At 59.6% G+C, this 19,820-nt stretch carries 23 protein-coding genes and 1 tRNA gene; 10 read left to right on the forward strand and 14 right to left on the reverse strand.

Translation table 11 applies throughout. The features are described 5' to 3' along the window. The first annotated feature begins 102 nt into the window (after positions 1 to 102). From ACTG36_RS11245 to otnC, 7 genes are all read left to right on the forward strand, one after another. Positions 103 to 1,110, forward strand: a complete 1,008-nt coding sequence (locus ACTG36_RS11245; protein ID WP_375281632.1) for a Bug family tripartite tricarboxylate transporter substrate binding protein — start codon at positions 103 to 105, stop codon at positions 1,108 to 1,110. Positions 1,111 to 1,185: 75 nt separating this feature from the next. Continuing rightward, entirely contained in the window at positions 1,186 to 1,935 is a 750-nt protein-coding gene (locus ACTG36_RS11250; protein ID WP_375281631.1) for a hypothetical protein, read from the forward strand. Continuing rightward, on the forward strand, positions 1,935 to 3,446 hold the full coding sequence (locus ACTG36_RS11255) for a tripartite tricarboxylate transporter permease (RefSeq protein WP_375281630.1): 1,512 nt from the start codon (positions 1,935 to 1,937) through the stop codon (positions 3,444 to 3,446). Before ACTG36_RS11250 ends, ACTG36_RS11255 begins: the two co-directional genes overlap by 1 nt. Continuing rightward, positions 3,443 to 3,739 (forward strand): putative quinol monooxygenase, encoded by a 297-nt coding sequence (locus ACTG36_RS11260; RefSeq protein WP_375281629.1) that lies wholly within the window; start codon positions 3,443 to 3,445, stop codon positions 3,737 to 3,739. The genes ACTG36_RS11255 and ACTG36_RS11260 overlap by 4 nt, the downstream gene beginning before the upstream one ends. Continuing rightward, positions 3,736 to 4,533 carry an N-acyl homoserine lactonase family protein gene (locus ACTG36_RS11265; RefSeq protein ID WP_375281628.1) on the forward strand — a complete coding sequence of 266 codons (798 nt, stop codon included), beginning with the start codon at positions 3,736 to 3,738 and terminating at the stop codon, positions 4,531 to 4,533. The genes ACTG36_RS11260 and ACTG36_RS11265 overlap by 4 nt, the downstream gene beginning before the upstream one ends. Further along, positions 4,530 to 5,759, forward strand: coding sequence for a 3-oxo-tetronate kinase (gene otnK / locus ACTG36_RS11270; protein WP_375281627.1), 1,230 nt, complete (start codon positions 4,530 to 4,532; stop codon positions 5,757 to 5,759). Before ACTG36_RS11265 ends, otnK begins: the two co-directional genes overlap by 4 nt. Next, the gene (gene otnC, locus ACTG36_RS11275; protein WP_375281626.1) at positions 5,756 to 6,394 is read left to right on the forward strand and encodes a 3-oxo-tetronate 4-phosphate decarboxylase; all 639 of its coding nucleotides are present in this window, start codon (positions 5,756 to 5,758) and stop codon (positions 6,392 to 6,394) included. Before otnK ends, otnC begins: the two co-directional genes overlap by 4 nt. Positions 6,395 to 6,459: 65 nt before the next feature. On the opposite strand, the gene ACTG36_RS11280 is transcribed toward otnC, so the two are convergent. The 14 genes from ACTG36_RS11280 to ACTG36_RS11345 all read right to left on the reverse strand — a co-directional run bounded on the left by ACTG36_RS11280 (position 6,460) and on the right by ACTG36_RS11345 (position 18,311). After that, positions 6,460 to 6,536: transfer RNA gene (locus tag ACTG36_RS11280), tRNA-Arg, on the reverse strand. Between the two features lie 52 nt (positions 6,537 to 6,588). Further along, positions 6,589 to 7,266 (reverse strand): DUF4760 domain-containing protein, encoded by a 678-nt coding sequence (locus ACTG36_RS11285; protein WP_375281625.1) that lies wholly within the window; start codon positions 7,264 to 7,266, stop codon positions 6,589 to 6,591. A 97-nt stretch (positions 7,267 to 7,363) separates the two neighbouring features. After that, positions 7,364 to 8,587, reverse strand: coding sequence for a cysteine desulfurase (locus ACTG36_RS11290; protein WP_375281624.1), 1,224 nt, complete (start codon positions 8,585 to 8,587; stop codon positions 7,364 to 7,366). Next, the gene (locus ACTG36_RS11295) at positions 8,577 to 9,185 is read right to left on the reverse strand and encodes a YIP1 family protein (RefSeq protein WP_375281623.1); all 609 of its coding nucleotides are present in this window, start codon (positions 9,183 to 9,185) and stop codon (positions 8,577 to 8,579) included. Before ACTG36_RS11295 ends, ACTG36_RS11290 begins: the two co-directional genes overlap by 11 nt. Positions 9,186 to 9,214: 29 nt before the next feature. Continuing rightward, entirely contained in the window at positions 9,215 to 9,700 is a 486-nt protein-coding gene (locus ACTG36_RS11300; protein ID WP_375281622.1) for a hypothetical protein, read from the reverse strand. Then, complete coding sequence (gene sufD / locus ACTG36_RS11305) at positions 9,700 to 10,989, reverse strand: Fe-S cluster assembly protein SufD (RefSeq protein ID WP_375281621.1); 1,290 nt, start codon at positions 10,987 to 10,989, stop codon at positions 9,700 to 9,702. Before sufD ends, ACTG36_RS11300 begins: the two co-directional genes overlap by 1 nt. Next, the gene (gene sufC, locus ACTG36_RS11310) at positions 10,989 to 11,744 is read right to left on the reverse strand and encodes a Fe-S cluster assembly ATPase SufC (RefSeq protein WP_375281620.1); all 756 of its coding nucleotides are present in this window, start codon (positions 11,742 to 11,744) and stop codon (positions 10,989 to 10,991) included. The genes sufD and sufC overlap by 1 nt, the downstream gene beginning before the upstream one ends. A gap of 78 nt (positions 11,745 to 11,822) precedes the next feature. Beyond that, entirely contained in the window at positions 11,823 to 12,347 is a 525-nt protein-coding gene (locus ACTG36_RS11315) for a hypothetical protein (protein ID WP_375281619.1), read from the reverse strand. 141 nt (positions 12,348 to 12,488) lie between these two features. Next, positions 12,489 to 13,331: a polysaccharide pyruvyl transferase family protein gene (locus ACTG36_RS11320; protein WP_375281618.1), complete on the reverse strand. Its 843-nt coding sequence runs from the start codon at positions 13,329 to 13,331 to the stop codon at positions 12,489 to 12,491. Further along, positions 13,328 to 14,209 (reverse strand): FkbM family methyltransferase, encoded by an 882-nt coding sequence (locus tag ACTG36_RS11325; RefSeq protein ID WP_439142378.1) that lies wholly within the window; start codon positions 14,207 to 14,209, stop codon positions 13,328 to 13,330. Before ACTG36_RS11325 ends, ACTG36_RS11320 begins: the two co-directional genes overlap by 4 nt. Next, complete coding sequence (locus ACTG36_RS11330) at positions 14,206 to 15,114, reverse strand: FkbM family methyltransferase (protein WP_375281616.1); 909 nt, start codon at positions 15,112 to 15,114, stop codon at positions 14,206 to 14,208. The genes ACTG36_RS11325 and ACTG36_RS11330 overlap by 4 nt, the downstream gene beginning before the upstream one ends. 25 nt (positions 15,115 to 15,139) lie before the next feature. Beyond that, on the reverse strand, positions 15,140 to 16,663 hold the full coding sequence (gene sufB, locus ACTG36_RS11335; RefSeq protein ID WP_375281615.1) for a Fe-S cluster assembly protein SufB: 1,524 nt from the start codon (positions 16,661 to 16,663) through the stop codon (positions 15,140 to 15,142). 30 nt (positions 16,664 to 16,693) lie between these two features. Beyond that, entirely contained in the window at positions 16,694 to 17,701 is a 1,008-nt protein-coding gene (locus ACTG36_RS11340) for a cysteine desulfurase family protein (protein WP_375281614.1), read from the reverse strand. 151 nt (positions 17,702 to 17,852) lie between these two features. Further along, the gene (locus ACTG36_RS11345; RefSeq protein WP_375281613.1) at positions 17,853 to 18,311 is read right to left on the reverse strand and encodes an Rrf2 family transcriptional regulator; all 459 of its coding nucleotides are present in this window, start codon (positions 18,309 to 18,311) and stop codon (positions 17,853 to 17,855) included. 165 nt (positions 18,312 to 18,476) lie between these two features. On the opposite strand from ACTG36_RS11345, the gene ACTG36_RS11350 reads away from it, so the two are divergent. Genes ACTG36_RS11350 through ACTG36_RS11360 form a run of 3 tightly spaced genes read left to right on the forward strand, consistent with a single transcriptional unit; the run spans position 18,477 to position 19,780 of the window. Next, positions 18,477 to 19,130 carry an alpha/beta hydrolase gene (locus tag ACTG36_RS11350; protein ID WP_439142381.1) on the forward strand — a complete coding sequence of 218 codons (654 nt, stop codon included), beginning with the start codon at positions 18,477 to 18,479 and terminating at the stop codon, positions 19,128 to 19,130. Then, a complete protein-coding gene (locus ACTG36_RS11355; RefSeq protein ID WP_375281612.1) occupies positions 19,130 to 19,375 on the forward strand; it encodes a hypothetical protein in 246 nt (81 codons plus the stop codon). Before ACTG36_RS11350 ends, ACTG36_RS11355 begins: the two co-directional genes overlap by 1 nt. Further along, positions 19,376 to 19,780 (forward strand): hypothetical protein, encoded by a 405-nt coding sequence (locus ACTG36_RS11360; protein WP_375281611.1) that lies wholly within the window; start codon positions 19,376 to 19,378, stop codon positions 19,778 to 19,780. It begins immediately after the preceding gene. Positions 19,781 to 19,820: the final 40 nt, after the last annotated feature.

Below are 19,820 nucleotides of genomic sequence, written 5' to 3' on the forward strand. Positions count from 1 at the left end.
ATGGTCGATTTCTAGTGTTTGTTGACAAGCCAATAATTAATGCATACATTAAAAAACGCAATATAAAATGCACATAAGAAAAGTCTTCAGGGAGGAAGCACTATGAAAACAACATTCGGAAAGATCGCAGCGGTTGCGGCACTTGTGACCGGAATGGGGACTGCAGCAATGGCGCAGGACTATCCGTTCCGCGACATCACCACGGCTGTGGTCTGGGGCGCCGGTGGCGGCACCGACAGCATCAACCGCATGATCATGGCAGAGATGGAAAAGCACCTGCCCGTCAGCATCAACGTCATCAACCAAACCGGTGGCGTCGCGGGATCAAACGGCATGGTCTATGTCCAGAACCAGGCGGACGACGGCTATACCTTGGTGGGCCTGTCCGAATCCAACGTGACAGCGGCGGTTCAGGGCGGCTGGGACCAGCGCTTTGACTATTGGTTCCCGTTTATCGTGGGCGGATCGCCTGATCTGATCTCCGTTCCGGCAGACAGCCCCTACATGACGATCCAGGATCTTGTGGCCGCAGCCGAAGCCGCACCAGGTTCGATCCCTGCGGCGGCGTCCGGTGCGGGGTCCATCCACCACCTTAACCTGCTGGCGATCGAAAACGGCACAGGCGTTGAATTCAACTTCATCCCCTACGGCGGGTCCGCACCGGGGCAAGAGGCCGCTCTGGCAGGTGAAGTGGCGCTTGTGGTGACATCATTGGCCGAACAAGCCGCCCTGATCGAAGGCGGTCTGCTGCGCCCCTTGGCGATGCTGACACCCGAAGACGCCACCATTGGCGACATCACCGTGACGTCCGCCTTCGACATCTATGACGGTCTGGATGAATACCTGCCGCTGAAGCAGGCGATCGGCTTTGCTGTCCACAACTCCGCCTCTGACGACGTCAAGACCGCCCTTGTCGCGGCCTTCGATCAAGCCATGGCGAGTGAGACTGTCGCGGACTGGGCTGCGGCCAACAACTACGACATCGGCGGTCAGTCCGGTGCCGAGGCCACGGCCCTGTTCACCACCCTAGAAGAGACCTTCGCCTGCACCCTTCAGGACCTTGGAGCCGCGACGGTCGATCCGTCCACCTTGGGGATTGCCTGCAACTAAAGCACGGGCAAACGACACAGAACGGGGCGATCCGCTGCGCCCCGTTTGCACAGCAAGCGTCAAGGGGAGTGGGACGTGGAACAAGACGATGACATCGCCGTGCTGCGCGCACGCGACTTTTGGGCGGCGCTGGTGCTGATGGCCGTTTCGGCCTTCTTTTTATGGCGCACAAGCCTGATCCCCCTGTTCGGCGGCAACCGCGCCGGTGTCAGCGGCGCAAGCTGGTATAATTCCGCAGCTGTGGTGCCTTTGGGCATCTTTGGCGCGCTGTTTGTTCTGGCCGTGATCTTGCTGGTCATCGCCACCCGCGCAGGTGGCGCCAAAACGGCGCTTACGTCGGTTGGCATCGGTTGGAACAGCGCCGAGGCGCTGCGGTTTTCGACCATCGCCGTGATCATCACGGCTTATATCGCAGGCCTTGTGCCCCGCGTGGATTTCATATTGTCCAGCGGGCTTTTGATCACCGCATTGATCTATGGCTACCACACCGGCGCGCCGCGCCGCATGTGCATCGCGGCCATCGCCGTGTTGATCCCCGCAGCCTATGCCTTTGTCGCCCATTTCCCCCAGTCGCAATGGTCCGCCCCCCACGACGATGACTGGCTGACGCTGGCCGTCTGGATCGGGCTAAGCATCATCGCATGGCGCGGCCCCCGTGACGCGGTGGCCCGTGCGATCCCGATCATCGCCCTCGCGGCCCCTGTGATCCTTGTCTGCGCCATGGCCTTCGGATTTCGACAAAACGTGCCCAATCGCGGCGGGCTGATCTTCAGCCAGATCGAATACCACTACTACGTTAACATCCGCCCGATCTGGAGAAACTGATGGACTTCATCGCAACCCAGTTGTCGGGCTTTGGCGGCGCATTTGCGGCCCTTGTGCTGGACCCTGTCACCTACATCTACCTTGTTTCATCGGTCTTTCTGGGCATCGTCTTTGGCGCATTACCGGGGCTTACGGCCACATTGGCCGTGACGATCCTGACGGGGTTCTTTGGCAACAAAATCCCGCTGGATTATTCGATGATTGCGCTGCTGGGCGCCTATGTTGGCGCGATCTATGGCGGGTCCTACCCCACGCTCCTGTTGAACATCCCCGGCACTGCGGCCTCTGCCGCCACTGCGATGGATGGCTACCCACTGGCGAAATCCGGACGCGGCGGGGAGGCGCTGGGCCTGACCACCACGGCCAGCTTCATCGGCACGCTGATCGGCACCGTGGCGCTGTTGATCTTTGTGTGGGTCCTGCTGCTGGTCTCACAAAACATCGCAAGCCCTGAAAAGGCGCTGCTGGCGCTTTTCGGGATATTGCTGTCCGGCACCCTCATGTCCGAGGATCTGGTCATCAAGGGCTGGATCGCTGGGTTGATCGGCTTGGCCATGGCCATGGTGGGCCTTGACCCGTTGCTGTCAGAACCGCGCTACACCTTTGGCTGGTCCTACCTGATGTCGGGCTTTCAGGTGGTGCCGGTGTTGATGGGGGCCTTTGCCGTACCACAGATCATCGAAGGCCTGCGCACAATGCAACTGGGGCGGATGGTGCAGCTGAAGGGCCGTATCCTGCCGAACCTGCGCACAGTCCGCAAACACATGCCCACGATCACACGGTCCGGCGTCATCGGCACCGGCGTCGGCGCCCTGCCCGGTGTGGGCGAAGACGTTGCCGGTTGGGTCAGCTACGGGGTTGGCAAATCCGTCAGCCCCGATGGCAAGAGCTTTGGCAAAGGATCGGTCGAGGGGCTTTTGTCCTCAGAGACCGCGAACAACGCCTGCATCGGCGGCGCCTTGATCCCGTTGTTGGTGCTGGGCATCCCCGGATCCCCCCCCGCAGCCGCCCTGATGGGGGCATTCAAGATCAACAACATCATCCCCGGCCCCACGATCGACCCCGACATCATCCTGCGGGTGGTGGCGATCATGGTGCTGGCGTCCTTCACCATGTTCATCATGGGTCTGTTCACCGCGCGCATCTTCATCAAAATCCTGCGCATCCCCCAGACTGTCTTTCTGCCCATCGTGATGGTGCTGACCACAATCGGATCGTTCAGTGTCGGGGGTGGCATCAACGACCTGTACCTGATGTTGGGCGTGGGCTTTGTCGCCTATTTTATGGGGATGTTGCGGTTTCCCATCGCGCCCTTGGTGATTGGCGTCATTCTGGGCGGGCTTTTTGATGAAACCTTCCGCCGGTCCTTGCTGATTGCCGAAGGGGACCTTTCCGTCTTTATCAGCCGTCCCGGTGCTGCCATTCTGCTGACATTGAACATCGCGCTGATCGCATCGCAATTGCCGATGATCCGCCGCATCTTCGCGCGCCTGCGCAGAAAGGCCACATGATGCCCTACGCCGTTACGGTCACCTTTCAGATCAAACCCGACCGGTTCGATGACTTCATGCCACTGATGCTCACCAATGCTGAAGTGAGCCATCTGGAAGAAGACGGCTGCCACCAATTCGATGTGGCCACCGACCCCAACTATCCGAACGAAGTGTTCCTTTATGAAATCTACGAAGACCGCGCAGCTTTTGAGGCCCATCTGGCATCTGACCATTTCAAAGCATTTGATGCCGCCGTGGACCATATGATCGCTGGCAAAACCGTGCGGACCTTTGAGAAGGTGGTGCAATGACGCCTTGGGAAATTCACGCCGTCAAATACGCGGACCGCAACGCGCGGACCCGTGCGGACAGCTTTTTGTTTGATGACAACCACGATGCGCCCCACGCCATGGACTACTACATCTGGGTCCTGCGCCGCGGGGATGAGGTCATCGTCGTCGACACCGGTTATGACACCGCCGAGGCCACAGCGCGCGGTCGTCCGATCTGCCTTGAACCGGCGGAGGCATTGGCCCCCTTGGGCATCGCACCGCACGACGTCACGACCGTCATCGTCACCCACCTGCACTACGATCACGCAGGCGGGCTGCATCTGTTTCCCAACGCCACCCTGCACATGCAAGCCGCCGAGATGGCCTTCGCCACGGGGCCGTGCATGTGCCACGACGCCCTGCGCATGCCCTTTAGCGCCGATCACATCTGCGAAGCGGTCAAACGGCTGTATTCCGGCAAGGTGATCTTTCACGACGGTGACGCCCAAGTGGCCGACGGCGTGACCGTGCATTGCATCGGCGGCCATTCGCGCGGGTTGCAATGCGTGCGCGTGCAGACCCAATCCGGCTGGATGGTTCTGGCCTCCGATGCGGCCCATTACTACGAGAATTTTATGAAACAAAAACCCTTCCCCATCGTCGTTGATCTTGAGGACATGATGGCAGGCTTTGCGACCCTCAAACGCCTCGCCACCGCGCCAGAACTGATTATTCCAGGCCACGATCCGCTGGTGCGCCGCCTGTTTCCCTCAGGCGTAGCCCCCCATATCACCCGGCTCGATCCCGGCCCCCAAGGTCAGGTGCCGACATGAAGATCGGGGTCATCGCGGACGACTTTACCGGTGCGTCGGACATTGCCCTGACACTTGCACTGGGCGGCATGTCCACCGTGCAATACGTAGGTGTGCCCTCTGGTCAGGCGGGCACAGCGGGTGACGTGGACGCAGGGGTTGTGGCGCTGAAATCGCGGACAATTCCGGCACGCGACGCGGTCAACCAATCGCTCGCCGCTTGCGACTGGTTGGTGTCCCAAGGCGCCCAGCAGATCATCTTTAAGGTCTGCTCAACCTTTGACAGCACCGCAGAAGGCAACATCGGCCCCGTGGCCCATGCCTTGGCACAGCGTATGGGGGAAACCGCCGTCCTCGTCTGCCCCGCCTTTCCCGAAAACGGGCGCAGCGTCTATCAAGGGCATCTGTTTGTGGACGATGTGTTGCTGAACGAAAGCGGGATGCAGGATCACCCCCTGACGCCCATGGTGGATGCGGATTTGCGCCGTGTTCTCGCCGCCCAGACGGAGCGTCCCGTGGGACACATCGACATCAGGACCGTGGAACAGGGCCCAGCTGCCATTGCCGCGGCGTTGCCATCCCAGATGGCCATGATCATCGTGGACGCCATTCGCGACGCGGACCTCATTGCTATCGCCAAGGCCGCCAAGACCCGAAAGGTCCTTGTGGGCGGATCGGGGATTGCCATCGGCCTGCCAGCCAACTTTGGCCACAGCGCCACTGCACCTGCATGGACGGGGCAATCGGGCAAGGGTGTGATTCTGTCGGGGTCGTGCAGCCGCGCGACCCGTGCCCAAGTGCAGGCCTACACCGGCCCAAAACGAGAGATCGACGCGGCCTCTGTCATGGAAGGACGTATCGATGCGGACACCTTGGCCGCATGGGCCATGTCCACGCCAGGCGCGCCCTTGATCTATTCCAGTGCGGACCCCGACGTCGTGCGTGCCGCCCAAGACACCTATGGACGCGAAACCGTCGCCCACCGGATTGAAGCGTTGTTCACCGATCTGACGGCGCGGCTGGCGGATTTGGGTGTCAAGCGGCTGGTTGTGGCGGGGGGCGAAACCTCGGGCGCGGCTGTGGCTGGCCTGAACGCAACCGCCCTGCGGATCGGGCCGAAACTGGCCGCTGGTGTTCCCGCCATGCGGGTCGAAGGCCGCGACATTGCCATTGCCCTGAAATCGGGCAACTTTGGCGGGCCGGATTTCTTTGCCGAAAGCCTTTCCCTGATGGACACCACCCAATGAGCGAAGCCACCAAACTGCGCGACCAGATCGCGGCCTTTGCCAAGTCGATCTATGACCGTGGGCTGACGTCTGGGTCTACGGGCAATATCTCGGCCCGGTTGTCGGACGGCACGGTTCTGATGACCCCCACGGGCAGTTCCATGGGGTTTCTGGACCCCGCCCGCATCAGCCATCTGGCCCCCGACATGACATTGTTGTCCGGTGACGCCCCCACCAAGGAAATCCCGCTGCACACCGCGTTTTACGACACGCGGCCTGAAACAGGCGCGGTTGTGCATCTTCATTCGTGCCATTCCGTGGCTCTGTCGATGATGCCCGATATTGACCCCGACGATGTCATCCCCGCCCTCACCCCCTACCCGATTATGCGGTTGGGTCAGGTAAAACTGCTTCCGTTCTTTTTACCCGGTGACCCTGAGATGGGCACAGCCGTGCGCGGGCTTGCAGGCAAACGGTCGGCGGTATTGTTGGCCAACCACGGCCCCGTCGTCGCCGGACGTGAACTTGAGGCGACGGTCTACGCCATGGAGGAGCTTGAGGAAGGCGCGAAGTTGGCGATGATGACCCGCGGCATAGACCGCATCGGTCTGACGGATGAGGACGTCGCACGGCTGCGGCTGCAATTCCCGACCTGAGCTAATTGACCGAACAGCTGCACCCTGCAGGCGCTGCACGTCATCACAATCAGTACTTTGAAAAATGGCGGACCCTAGAGGATTCGAACCTCTGGCCTCTGCCTTCGGAGGGCAGCGCTCTATCCAGCTGAGCTAAGGGTCCACTGGGTATGGCTATAAAGTCGCCCACGGGGCTGCGCAATCGCGAATTTGCATCAACCGCTGATCGGCCCAAGATAGGGCTTCTTTGACCCCGACATCACGCGGTGCAACCAGATCAGATTGACGTAAGCGCGGCTGTTGTCTTCGCGCATCTTCACGATCGCCTCGGCGTAGGTGGTCAGCAGCACAGCGATCGGCCCCTGTAACGTGCGCTGAATCAACACCAGATCAATCGCGCCGGACCGTGTGGCGGCAGCTAGAAATTCATATTGGTTGAGGACAAAGAGCGATGCGTCGCGAAACGTGGGCTTATCCACGACCGCCGACACATTGTCCTTGTCCAACAGTTCGGCCAGCAAATCCGGCCCCAATACGCCCCCCACCTCGGTCTGGGGGCATTTGGCAATCGCGTCACGCGCCTTTGAGATGTTGATGAGATATTCACGGTCCGTTCGCAGCGTCTGAAGGCCCTGCAACGCGTGTGAGATACGGGAGGTCTGCCATTGCGACCACGTGTTCGCGATGATCGCCAAGGCCGCCACGGCGACACCTGCAAACAGCACCGGCGCGCTGGATGTGGCGGGCGTGGGGGCCGCATTTTGTGCGCTGAGGCTTGGCCCCACAAAGGCGAACCACGTGTAGAACAGACCGCCGCCGATCATAAATACAAGGATATAGACAGGCCAATAGCGCCACAAAGGCGGCATTGACGACAGCAAAAACCATTTCATCCTAAGGGGTTACCTTAGAGGCCAACGGTTTCTTTAATGGATCTGTTCATTGTCATGCCCTTTATATAGCGCCGAAAGTCTTAATTATCAACGAATATCACGCAAAGAGCTTATGACACAGCTCAAGCGCGTCGACCAAGGCATCGACCTCATCCGTGGTGTTATACATCCCGAATGACGCGCGGCAGGACGCCGTGATCCCCATGTGATCCATCAGCGGGTTGCAGCAATGCTGCCCTGCACGCACGGCCACGCCTTTCTTGTCCAGAACGGTAGATATGTCATGGGCATGGGCGGCCCCATCCAGCGTGAACGAAAAGATCGCCCCCTTGCTGGCAGATTGCCCCTGCACGTTGAGCCAGTTCAGCCCGTCCAACTGGTCACGGGCATAATCGCGCAGGCCGCGTTCATGGGCGGCGATGTTGTCCATGCCAAGGTCCATCATATATTCCAACGCGACGCCCAGACCGATGGTCTGAACGATGCCGGGGGTTCCGGCCTCAAACTTCATGGGCGGATCGTTGTAGATGACGGTGTCCTTGTGGACCTCACGGATCATATCACCGCCACCGATGAAGGGGCGCATTTCGGCCATCCGGTCGGGGTGAATATAGATCGCACCGGACCCCGAGGGGCCGTAAAGCTTATGCCCCGTGACCGGATAGAAATCACAACCGATGTCTTCGACGTTCACCGGCATATGCACAGACGCCTGTGACCCGTCGATCATTGTCGCGATCCCCTTGGCGCGTGCCGCCGCACAGATGGATTTCACATCCACCACCGTGCCCAAAACGTTGGACATATGGGTGACCGCAATCAGTTCGGTGCGGTCCGTGCAGGCGTCCATCACCGCACCCGGGTCCAGATCGCCGTTCACATCCACATCGACCCACACCAGCTTCACGCCCATCCGTTCACGCAGAAAATGCCACGGCACGATATTGGCGTGGTGTTCCATCACGCTGAGGACAATTTCATCCCCCGCCGTCAGGTTCTCCATCGCCCAGCCGTAGGCCACCAGATTGATGCCTTCGGTGGTGCCAGAGGTCAGGACGATGGAATTTTCATCCCCTGCCCCCAGAAACCGCGCGATGATCCCGCGCACGCCTTCATACTTCTCTGTTGCCAGATTGCTCAGGTAATGGAGGCCCCGATGCACATTGGCGTATTCCTCCGCATAGGCCTTGGTGATGGCATCAATCACCACCTGCGGCTTTTGCGCGGACGCCCCATTGTCGAGGTAGACCAGCGGCTTGCCGTTCACCTCACGCGACAGAATCGGAAAATCGGCGCGGACGGCGTTCACATCAAAGGGCATTTTCAACCTCAACCAGCATCTCCGGCATCAGGACCGGCAAAAGGAACATGGACAAAACCAGCAGCACGAACACCGCCAAGAACAAGGCAGCAATCATGACCATCACCGACCGGCCCATGGTGTCAAACCCGTGAGCCTGCTGCACCGCATGGGCATAGCCGCGCATGGACACGTAAATCAGCGCCAGCGCCAAACCGAAGCCCAGCAACGGCAGCGCGATCCCGAGGAACCCTGAAATCACGCCCAACACCGTCAGCGCAATCTGCAAGGCTGCCATGACGGCCATCACACCGGGCAGGCTGCCGCGCCCGCCGGACCGCACGCCGACCCAATAGATCAAATAGGAAAAGACCACCCCGATGATGGCCGAAAACACGCCGACCGTCAGTGGCGTGGCGGGCGCCACGAGGACTTCGCGCCCATCGGGCAGCAACATCGGCTGCGGGGCGGCCCCGAACAACGCCTGATCCACGGCCCACATCACCCCGGAGATGATCCCCGCCAGCACGATCATGATCACCGACACATTGACCGGCCATCCCATGCCCAGCACGCGACGAGACGCCTCAGCCGGATCGCGCACAAACAGCTTGGTCATGTCCCAAATTTGAGCCCAAGAAAAATCCATCAGTCCTCTTTCGACATTTCAAACAGCCCAGCAAGCCAGAACCAGATCAGCACGATGAACCACAGCGCCCCCACCAAGGTGGTGCCTGGATGATCCAACCCGTTGAACCCAACAAGTAGCCCGTAGAACAACGCGAGAGGTGCGGCAGACAGCCACCCCCAAAAGATCGCCAGCCGCGCGCCGTAAGGTGTCGCCGCCGACCGCGCCAGTTTGATGATCAGAAAGAACACAAAGGCGATGACATAAAACATCAGCGGCGCGATCATCATCATCGCAAAGAACGCGTAAATTACGTCACGCTGAAAATCGCTGCCCGTTTCAATCGCGGCACGCTGCAACGCGGGCAGCCGCGACAGGAACACCAGAAAACAGCCAATCATCAGCCACGCAATCGCGCGGTCTTCGCGCGGCCCCATGGACAGCAATTCGCGGACCACCCTGCGCGGACCCCGATAGGTCCGTGCGATATCGCGACTGACCGGCATCAGCTGGCCCGCCGACCCAGCCAGCCTTCAAGACGTTCGTAAATCGCCTCGGCCAGGGTTTCATCCGCGATTTCTTCCAAGGCTTCAGCCAGAAACGCCAGAACCAAAAGGTCCGTGGCCTGCGCCAAAGGCACCCCGCGTGACCGCAGGTAATACAGCGCCTCATCATCAATCGCACCGGACGTGGACCCGTGCGAACAGGCGACATCATCGGCGTAAATTTCAAGTTCCGGCTTGGCGAGGAACTGGCTGTCTTCGTCCAGCAACAGCGATTGGCTGATCTGGTAGCCATCGGTTTTCTGGGCATCTTCCTTTACAAGAATTTTGCCCTGAAACACCCCAGTCGCGCCATTGCGCAGCACCTTTTTGAACACCTGACGGCTTTCGCAATTCACCGCGTCATGGGTGATGAACACAGTGTCGTCGTGGTGGAAATCCTTGCCATCGCCCACACAGGCACCGGCCACATGGGCCTGCGCGTCATTGCCCGTCAACTCAATCACACATTCGTTGCGGGTCAGCACACCGTTCATGGTCAAGGTGAAGGATTTGAAGGCCGATGTCGTACCCAGACGGGTGAAGACGCCAGTCACAGCGCGGCGTTCGTGATCACGACCTTGGACGCGCACGTGGTGGAACACGGCACTGTCGGCCACGTCGACCTCAAGCACTGTATTGAACCGTGCCGCACCGGGGCCGGTTTCCAGCAACGTCATCTCTGCTCCCTCTTCGATCTTCACCACATGGTGCAGGATCGCGTCGGAGTCTTCGGAGTTATGGAGGTAAATCAGGTTCACCGGCTTGCTGACTTTGCCCGTCACGCGGATCACCAGACCGTCCGTGGCGAAGGCTGTGTTCAGCGCCGCAAGGGGGCGGTCGGTGTGGGTGTGGCTGGCGCCCTCAAGCGCGCCGTACAGGTCCTTGGCCCAATGAATGTCCTTGGACGCCGCATCTGACAGACGTTCAATCTCCAATCCTTCAACGGCCAGATCATCCGACGCCGCGGCGTCAAATTCACCATCCACGAAGACGACTTTTACACGGTCCAGATCATTCCAAAGCGGGCCCTCGTCGTTGTGAAACAGAGCAGCTGTCGGGGCCTCGGCCTGCACCAAAGACGCAGGTTTGGTGTATTTCCAATATTCGTCACGGGCATGGGGCAGACCCATCGTGCGCACGCGTGACAGGGCCGCGCTGCGCGCCTCAGCCGCCCAAGGGGCGCTGTCTGGCTGGGTCAGGGCCGCCAACCGGTCTTCGGTGGCGTCCATTTTGATCGCAGGTTGGGCCATTACGCCACCTCCGCCAGAATGTCGGCGTATCCGTTGTTTTCAACTTCCAAAGCCAGCTCAGGCCCGCCAGTTTTCACGATGCGGCCATCGGCCATGATGTGCACCACGTCCGGTTTGATGTGGTCCAGCAGACGCTGGTAGTGCGTGATCACCAGAAACCCGCGACCCTCATCGCGCAGGGCGTTCACCCCTTCGGACACCAGTTTCATCGCATCTACGTCCAGACCGGAATCCGTTTCATCCAGGATGCACATCTTGGGTTCCAGCATGGCCATCTGCAGGATTTCGTTGCGTTTTTTCTCACCCCCTGAAAAGCCCACGTTCACGGGCCGTTTGAGCATATCGGCGTCGATCTTCAACGTCTTCGCTTTGGCGCGCACAACCTTGAGGAATTCACCGGCTGACATCTCCTCCTCACCGCGTGCCTTGCGCTGTGCGTTCACAGCCGTGCGCAGGAAGGTCATGTTGCCCACACCAGGGATTTCGACAGGGTACTGAAACGCCAAGAACAGGCCAGCGGCGGCGCGTTCTTCGGCTTCCATGTCCAGCAGGTCAACGCCGTCCAAAGACGCCGAGCCACCTGTGACCTCATAGCCGTCCTTGCCGGACAGCACATAAGACAACGTCGATTTGCCGGACCCGTTGGGGCCCATGATCGCGTGGACCTTGCCCGGCTCGACCGTCAGGTTCACACCTTTGAGGATCTTCTTGTCCTCTTCTTCAAGTTCAACGCGCAAGTCTTTGATTTCCAGCATTTTATGCCCTTTCAAATAGCGAATGGAGGGCACGCGCTGCCGCGGCCCTCTGCATCAGGTTTTCATGTGTCAGGTTGGTTAGGTGACCAGCGTCGCGCTGGCCATCATATCGGCCACCCATGTGGGCGGATAAAACATCGCGTAGACATCCGGCGCCAAGGCGACCAGATCGGCCTCGAACAGGAACGCGCCCATAAATCCGGCGGTCTGTACGTGGATCGCAGATTTGCGCTGGCCCAGCACCATCATGGCCAGCAGGCTGAGCATGATCGCCAGCCCAAGTGCCGTCGGCACACCGGTCAACATAGACGCCAGATCGATGCCTTTGCCCGCGGCAAAAGCCATCGCGTCGTCCAAAAACTTGAAGTCCAGCCAGCGGGCCACAATCACGCTGATCGCACCGGACACCAGCGCCAGAAGATAGAACAGAATACCCACTTTCTTCTGTGTGGATTTGGTGCGCATTTTTACGCCAGCTTTGGACAGAAAGCTGCGTTCGTCCTTGTGTGTGGCCAAGCCCTCGCCCGGAACGGTCCAGGACGTGGTCTTCCCGCTTTGGATGCGCTGCATGCGTTCGGCAAAAGTTGTCGTGCTGACGGCCATTGTCGAAATTCCCTTTGTTTGTCGCGTTAACGATTAGAAAGGGCGTGGGGCCGAAATAAGGCGCACTCGCGGCGTCAGGGCGGCGCGTTCTGAGAATTTTCCGAAAGGCAGGACGCAATTGGGGCACAATGTGAAGGGGGGTCATTGCACCTCCTCCTGCATCAAACCCCTTGGGAAACTGGCATAAAGCGCCTCTTTGGCCTGGGCGATCCCCTCACCATACGGCAAGTCGCCTGTGGGGGCGGTTTTGGCCACAGCGTCAATCTGGGATGGGACGATCGGGGGGGCCATAGCGCGCCCGATGCCTGCTGCGTAGTCGTAAAACTTCAATGTCGCCGCACCATGGATGCCCATGGGGTCCAGCCAAGTGTTGGGAATGCCAAAGGCATCGGCCGTCACCAACCCATGCAAGGACTGGCTGATGATATGGGAACACGACGCAATTTCACGCACCACGCGCATGGGGACTTCGTCGCGCACGTCGATCAATTTGATGCGCGGATTGTCGGCGGCAATTTTGCGCAGCCGTGGGTCATCTGCGAAATGCATATGCGGAACCAGCCCGACGATATCATCACGGCGCGGGGCCTCACCCGCTGCATCCGCGATCAGCAAGCCTGTGTCACCAAACACGCGGTCGTCACGCTGCATCAGGGCAGCGGTGATCGGCCCCCGCAACAACGCCACACGGACGTAGCCCAAAAAGGCCAGATCCTTTAGCCCCGTCATCGTGCCTGTGCCCCAAATGAACGGCTTGCGGCCCGTGTCACGGTCGGCCACCTGATGGGTCGCCACGGACTTCATCAAGCTGCCCAACGCATACATTTCACAGCTGGGATGACCGGCCCATTTCACCTCACGTCCCGACACATGGGACACGATGGTGGCGGAAATCGCGTCCCCAAAATTGGCCTCTTTGCGATACCAGAAAAGCCGCAACGGGGAATTGTAGCGCAATTTTTTGACGGCGGGCATCGTGGTCATGCCCCCCCCTTCATCACACTGTCCGGCAACAGCGGCACAAACGCTTTTGCGGCATCCGAAGGCGCATCCCCACGCCGCGTCAGTTCATCCAGACAATGCAATGTCAGATCATAGCTGTCGAACATCACTGTCGCAGCAATCGCCAACTGTTTAAGCTGATGGGACGTCACGGTTGAGATGTCTTCAATATTGCGGATATAGACCGCATCCCCATCCAGCAGCTGCGACCCAACTGCCTTGCGGTCCAGCTTGCGCCACTGGGAATGTTTGACCGGCAGCGCCTTTTGGGTCTGAAATTTGTGCAACTGGAACCCTTGCGCACGCAGTTCCAGATCAAGCTCCGCCCAAAGCGGCTCCCCCTCATACATGCGGATAAACCGCACCTCGGGGATCACGACCATGGCCTCGGACAGCTTGTCCCGCCCGCCTTCCATGACCGAAAGTTCACCGCCCTGAAGATCCATCTTCAGCACATCGACCCGCGGCAATTCATCCAGACTGTCGATGGTCACAAGGTCCATCTCCATCTCGGTCACTTGCTTTTGATACCACCGCTCTCGGCCCAGAAAATCCGCCGTGGGGCGATAGATCGGGAACAGCGACGACAGAACCGCGAATTCATGGGCGTAAAACGTGCCCTTGCCCGCGGGCCCCACAGCTTTGGGAAAATAGGTCGCGCGGTCGTTTTGGGACGTTTCAAGATCCGCAAAGGCCTTGGGGTTGGGTTCAAACCCCCAGACATGGCACATCTGGCGGTCGATCAAGGGCTGGTAGGCAGGCACATTGATCGGGTTGGCCCCCACATCGAGGATTTTCATATCCTCAGGCGCGAGCACATCGCGTAGATAATCCAGACGTTTAACTGCTTTGTCCGTCATGCCGGCTGTACTCCATCACTTGGGTCAACCATCAGATCAGACGGCAACCGGGCCAGATACCCCTCAAGCACGGTGTCGGGCAACACATCGCGCTGCACCAGAATATCAAGACAGTGCAAAGTCAAATCATAGGACTTGGTCACACAATCGGCCAGCAAGGCCAGTATTTTGACCTGATCATCGGTCACATCTTCCGCCGTCTCAAGATTGCGGATGTAGACGGCGTCCCCGTCCAACAACTGACTGCGCATCGACGCATTCAGCCGCTTGGCCACACCACTGGGCAGGCGCACTTTCTTTTGATGGGCAAAACAATGCAGCACGAAGCCTATTTTGCGCAGCAGAATGTCAATATCCGCCCACATCGGCTCTTCCTCGTACATCTGATAAAAGCGGATTTCCGGAATGATCATAACAGCATTCGCCAATGTCTTCTTGCCGCCTTTCAGCACATCGAATTCCGCCCCCTGAATGTCCATTTTCAACAGATCAAGCTTGGGCATGCCGTCGACCTTGTCCAGCGACACCAACGTCATATCCATTTCTTCAATGGGACGTTTGACCCAAAACCCCTTGCCCAAATAGGCCGCCGCTTTGGCCGACAACCGGTAGATCGACGACAATGACCCCACGTGGTGGGCGTAAAACGTGGCCGGACCTGGCTTGCCCACCGCCTTGTTGATGTACCGGGCATGGGCGGGCGCATCTTTTTGCAAGACCTCAAAGGCGTCGGGATCAGGCTCAAATCCCGTCAGCTCTGCCGCTTCCATATCCAACAATGGCTGGTAGGCGGGCGGACGTTTCATCTGCCGCGCGCCGATGTCTGCGATCTGGAGCGGCCGCGCCGGCGCGAGTTGCGCCAGCAGCCACCTCGCCCGCAGTCTGGCCAGCCGTTTCTTGTTCATCGCGACGCCCCTCTGTCAGGCCGGATCAGCCAACCGACCCTTCAAGAGAGATCGCCACAAGCGCCTGCGCTTCCATAGCAAATTCCATCGGCAGCGCCTGAAGAACATCCTTGCAGAACCCGTTGACGACCAAGGCCACGGCCTCCTCTTCATCCATGCCACGGCTGCGGCAATAGAACAGCTGATCGTCATCCACCTTGGATGTCGTGGCCTCATGCTCGACCCGAGACGAATTGTTCTTCACTTCGATGTAGGGCACCGTATGTGCCCCGCATTTGTCGCCAATGAGCAGGCTGTCACACTGGGTATAATTGCGGCTGTCCTTGGCTTTGGGGTGCATGGACACCAGACCACGGTAGGTGTTTTGCGCCTTGCCCGCGCTGATGCCCTTGGACACGATGCGCGACTTGGTGTTCTTACCCAAGTGCACCATCTTGGTGCCCGTATCGGCCTGCTGCATGTTGTTGGCAATGGCGATGGAATAGAACTCACCCTGACTGTCGTCGCCGCGCAGAATGCAGCTTGGATATTTCCATGTCACGGCAGACCCGGTTTCCACCTGCGTCCACATCACCTTGGACCGGTCGCCCCGACAATCGGCGCGTTTGGTCACGAAGTTATAGATGCCACCCTTGCCGTTCTCATCACCTGGATACCAGTTTTGAACGGTGGAATATTTCACCTCTGCATCATCCAGAATGACAATTTCAACCACCGCCGCGTGCAACTGTGCGATATCGCGCTGGGGGGCCGTGCAGCCCTCAAGATAGGATACGTAGGACCCTTCTTCGGCGATGATCAACGTGCGTTCAAACTGGCCTGTGTTTTCGGCATTGATGCGAAAGTATGTGGACAGCTCCATCGGGCATTTCGTGCCCTTGGGGATGTAGACGAACGACCCGTCCGAGAAGACCGCCGAATTGAGTGTCGCATAGAAATTATCCTGCACCGGCACGACAGAGCCGAGGTATTTTTTCACCAACTCAGGATGCTCTTTGATCGCTTCTGAAATCGAACAAAAGATCACGCCCGCTTTCTTCAACTCATCCTGAAAGGTCGTGCCCACGGAGACGGAATCAAACACCGCATCCACCGCCACCTTGCGCGGCGCATCGCCCATGGTTTCGGCCCCTTCGACGCCAGCCAGAATGGCCTGCTCTTTCAACGGGATGCCCAGCTTTTCGTAGGTCGCGAGAAGTTTGGGGTCGACCTCATCCAGCGACTTGGGCTTCACTTCCATCGATTTGGGACGGGCGTAGTAATACTGGTCCTGAAAATCGATCTCGGGGTAGTCGACCATCGCCCACTCTGGCTCTTTCATCTCCAACCAACGGGCATAGGCGGCCAGACGCCAGTCCAACATCCATTCCGGCTCTTCGTTCTTGGCGGAGATCAGGCGCACGATGTCTTCGGTCAGACCCTTGGGCGCGTACTCCATCTCAATATCGGTGTTCCAACCGTATTTGTAATCGCCGCCCAGCTTTTTGACCGCATCCACGGTCTCCTGCTCAACGCCTTCTTTGACTTCAACCTGATCCACGACGTTCATCGTTCTCTCCTGCTCTACCCGCTTGGGCGCTCACGCCGACCGAAGTCGGTGGCGCTGCAATTTATCTGTCCAGACATCCACAAACCGTATGACGTCGTCTCTCGTCGTTTCAGGGCCCAAAGAGACCCGAATGGCACTGGCCGCATCCGCCTCGTCAAAGCCCATCCCCATCAACACGCGGCTGGCCTTTACCTTGCCGCTGGAACAGGCCGAACCGGCCGAAATCGCAAAACCCGCCAAATCCATGGCCATCACCTGCGTTTCACCCTTCCAACCGGGTGTCAGCAGGCAAGATGTGTTGGGCAAACGGGCCACTTCTTTCCCGACTAAAATAGTCTCCTTTGAGGCAGCCTCAACCCCACTTTCTAGAATATTTCTAAGTTCTTCCACACCGGCCCAAACACCCGCGTCCAGATCGCCCATGGCGGCTTCAATCGCAGCCCCCATTCCGGCAATCCCGATCACGTTCTCCGTCCCCGACCGGCGCCCCATCTCCTGTCCGCCCCCTCGCTGAAGGGCTGCAATATCCACGCCGTCGCGGACAATCAATGCGCCAACGCCCTTTGGGCCGCCAAACTTATGGGCCGACAGAATGGCAAAATCAGCGCCGCTCCATGAAAAGGCAAACGGCACGCGGCCCACAACCTGCGTGGCATCCAGCAGATCGGCCCCCGCCACATCCGCCATGATCCCCGTCTCACCGGACGCAACACCCACCGCTTGCAGCGGCGCATCTCCCGCGCGCCGATGGGCCCAAAGCGCATCATGGGCCGCCGGATCAACCTCAACGCCCCCTGCGATATGCCGCAAAAACGATGCCGCTTCGGTCGCACCGGAGGTGAACACCACCTCCGCTGCATTGCACCCCACAGCCTGCGCCACCTGCGCACGGGCACGTTCAACGACAGCCTTGGCTGCACGCCCCTCGCCATGAACAGACGATGGGTTGCCCACAACCTCCATGGCCGCGACCATCGCGCCCTTCGCCTGCACCCGCAAAGGGGCGGTGGCGTTATAATCCAGATAAACGCGGCTCACGACACACCCATCCCCGCAGACCCTTCATTCTTCTGATCCGAAAACTCCGGGGGGTGAGGCCGCAGGCCGAGGGGGGCTGGCCCCCCTGTCCCCCGCCCGCCGCAGGCGCTGATCGCAAGATCACTTAGGCCCCGTATCGGTCCGCGAGCCCTCATTCGTCCACAACCTCAAACAGGTTCGGCACCGCAGGACAAGGCGCCAGATCATTGCCCACTACATCCGACAACCGCGTCTGATGCAAAAAGACATACACATGGGCGCTTAATCCCTCCCACAGCCGGTTCGTCATGCTCTGTGCGCGACTGCCGGACACAGCCCCCGATGCGCCCGCACCGGTGTGCATGGCCGACACCGTTTCATCCACGGCGGACAAAATCTCAACCACACGAATGTCCGACGCCGTGCGCGCCAGCTTGTACCCCCCGCCGGGCCCCCGCACGCTTTCCACCAGACCGGCACGGCGCAGCTTCACAAACAACTGCTCCAGATACGGCAGCGACACGCCTTGCCGGCGGCTCAGCTCCCCAAGGCTCACCAGCCGATCCGCAGGCTGCAGCGCAATATCGGCCAAAGCCACCATCGCATAGCGCCCCTTGGTGCTTAATTTCATAGCCAAACCCCCAGGTCCGGCGACCAGAGGCGTTGACGCCGCCCCCTCCCGCCTTTACTTGAAATCAACCCGCACGGGCAGACCACCGCCCGCGCGAATTAGAATCTTTCTAAAGTGCCTGAGCGTTTCCGTCAACAATCAAGCCAAACCAACGAACGGACCAAAATGCCCGAAGTCATCTTTCCCGGCCCCGCAGGCCGCCTCGAAGGCCGCTACCACCCGCAAAAGGAACGTGATGCACCGATCGCAATCGTGCTGCACCCGCATCCCCAATTCGGCGGAACGATGAACAACAAGGTCGTCTACAACCTGCATTATGCGTTCTACAATATGGGCTTCACGGTCCTGCGGTTCAACTTCCGCGGCGTGGGCCGCAGCCAGGGTGAATACGATCAAGGCGTGGGTGAACTGTCCGATGCAGCATCAGCGCTGGATTACCTGCAATCCATGAACACCAATTCCAAACACTGCTGGGTCGCGGGCTTCAGCTTTGGTGCATGGATCGGGATGCAACTGCTGATGCGTCGCCCTGAAATCACTGGGTTCATCTCCGTCAGCCCACCGGCCAATATGTACGACTTCAGCTTCCTGGCCCCCTGCCCGTCCTCCGGCCTGATCATCAACGGGGCCGCCGACCGCGTGGCCCCACCGGCTGACACAGTGAACCTCGTAAATAAGCTGCATGAACAAAAAGGCATCACCATCACCCACGAAGAGGTCGAAGGCGCAGGTCACTTCTTCGAAGACCCGCATATGGACCCGATGATCGGATCCGTGCAGTCCTACGTCAAACGCCGCCTGACGGAGACCACACGCTGATGTCCGACAGCCTGACCAGACTGGCCTCCAAAATGGCCGATGACGTGCTCGAGGTGCAGGACATCACCGGTGAAGACCGTTTGTTCATGGAACTGGCCGAGGTCATCGGCTCTGCCTCCCAAACCCTCGAAGAGGCGTTTTTGACTGAGGTCCGCATCCGCCTTGCCGAACGCACCGGCCGCCGCTTTCTCAATCAAAAGATCGCTGAGGCCAAGGCCGCACAACAAGGCGGCACCGCTGGCTAAATGCAACCTGCTGACCTGCCTCTCATCCCCCTGCTCGACAGCACCCAGACGGTCGTTCAGGTGGATGAAGTTGCAGGCACCACCGCACGCCTGTTCCTCACCCTGATCCGCACGACCCTCGGCGAAACGCCCAAGCGGCTGACGGCAGAGGATGTCTCCGCTGTCATCACGGTCACCACAGCGGACGTCCCTTGGCCCATCGCGGGCTACGACACGATCCCGCGTCTGACTGCCCCGCTCACCGACGCGCAGACCAACCCGCAGGACCCCGCCATCGCCGAGGCGCTGGCCAATGCGCTCCATGGTCTTTACCCATGGGACGGCTTTCCTGACCCTGCGTACTTTGATGCCTTCCTCACCGGCCCCCGCCCGGACACCATCCGCCTCACCTCCCAGATGCCTTAGGACATGTGGCCCCCCTTCATCTGGCCCGAAAAACTCCCGC

It is taken from the genome of Pseudooctadecabacter sp., from assembly GCF_965657175.1.
Taxonomy (GTDB): Bacteria; Pseudomonadota; Alphaproteobacteria; order Rhodobacterales; family Rhodobacteraceae; genus Octadecabacter.